3 protein-coding genes are annotated in these 1348 nt (G+C 65.7%); all 3 read left to right on the top strand.

Annotation, left to right across the window (positions count from 1 at the left end):
* Positions 1-717, top strand: a 717-nt coding sequence (locus EOD07_RS34525) for an FAD-dependent oxidoreductase (protein ID WP_127238362.1), incomplete at its 5' end; no start/stop codon positions are given.
* 67 nt (positions 718-784) lie between these two features.
* A complete protein-coding gene (locus tag EOD07_RS34520) occupies positions 785-1060 on the top strand; it encodes a sarcosine oxidase subunit delta family protein (RefSeq protein ID WP_041011703.1) in 276 nt (91 codons plus the stop codon).
* Positions 1060-1348: 2Fe-2S iron-sulfur cluster-binding protein (locus EOD07_RS34515; RefSeq protein ID WP_164772846.1), on the top strand; the 289-nt coding region annotated here is incomplete at its 3' end. The genes EOD07_RS34520 and EOD07_RS34515, both read left to right, overlap by 1 nt.

The following is a 1348-nucleotide window of genomic DNA, read 5'->3' as shown; positions in this document are numbered from 1 at the left end:
GCTCGGCATGACGCCGTGGTCTGGGGCTACGCGCATGCGGCGAGCGCGCTCGGCGTCGACATCATCCAGAATTGCGAGGTCACCGGCTTCACGCGCGACGCCAACGGCAAGGTGACCGGCGTCGAGACCTCGCGCGGCAAGATCGGCGCCGGCAAGGTCGGCATGGCGGTGGCCGGCTCCTCGTCGCGCGTGGCGGCGATGGCCGGCTTGCGCCTGCCGATCGAGAGCCACGTACTGCAGGCCTTCGTCTCCGAAGCGATCAAGCCGCTGATCCCCGGTGTCATGACGTTCGGCGCCGGGCATTTCTATGTCAGCCAGTCCGACAAGGGCGGGCTGGTCTTCGGCGGCGACATCGACGGCTACAATTCCTATGCACAGCGCGGCAATCTGCCAGTGATGGAAGATGTCTGCGAAGGCGGCATGGCGCTGATCCCGATGATCGGCCGCGTGCGGCTGTTGCGCCAGTGGGGCGGCATCATGGACATGTCGATGGACGGCACGCCGATCATCGACAAGAGCCCGGTCGATGGCCTCTACATCAATGCCGGCTGGTGCTACGGCGGCTTCAAGGCGACGCCCGGCTCGGGCTTCGTCTTTGCCCATCTCATCGCCCGCGATCAATCGCACAAGGAGGCAGCCCGCTTCCGCCTCGACCGGTTCCAGCGCGGCGCCATGATCGACGAGAAGGGCCAGGGCGCCCAACCGAACCTCCATTAGGGATAAAGCATGATGTTCTCCAAAAACCGCTTCACACTTTTTGGCATCATGCTCTGAAGACCCAGCCATGCGCATAGTCTGTCCCTTCTGCGGCGAACGCGAACTCGGCGAGTTCACCTATCTCGGCGACGCCAAGCCACAACGCCCCGCTGCCGATGCCGGCGAAGACGCGGTCTACGACTACGTCTATCTGCGCGACAATGTCGCCGGCGTGATGAGCGAGCACTGGTATCATGGCGGCGGCTGCCGGGCCTGGCTGAAGGTCACCCGCAACACGCTGACGCATGAGATCTCGGCCGTCGAGCCGGCGGCTGGCGCCGGCGCCGCCAAGGTTGGTGCGTGATGCGCGGCAATCAGGCAAACCGGCTGAACGATGGCGGTCTCATCGACCGGTCGGCACCGCTCAACTTCCGCTTCGACGGCAAGGCTTTCTCGGGCTTCGAGGGCGACACGCTTGCCTCCGCGCTGGTCGCCAACGGCGTCAAGCTCGTCGGCCGCTCGTTCAAATATCACCGCCCGCGCGGCATCCTGACCGCCGGCTCGGAAGAGCCCAACGCACTGGTCGAATTGCGCAGCGGCGCCAGGCGCGAGCCGAACACCAAGGCGACGACGGCCGAGCTCTATGAGGGCC

It is taken from the genome of Mesorhizobium sp. M2C.T.Ca.TU.002.02.1.1 (genome assembly GCF_003997225.1).
Note: the sequence above shows the minus strand (reverse complement) of the source record. Positions and strands in the feature narration are given on the sequence as shown.

Excerpts from the sequence above, each read along its gene's own strand:
- EOD07_RS34520 (WP_041011703.1), top strand. The coding sequence starts at position 785 with ATGCGCATAGTCTGTCCCTTCTGCGGCGAACGCGAACTCGGCGAGTTC.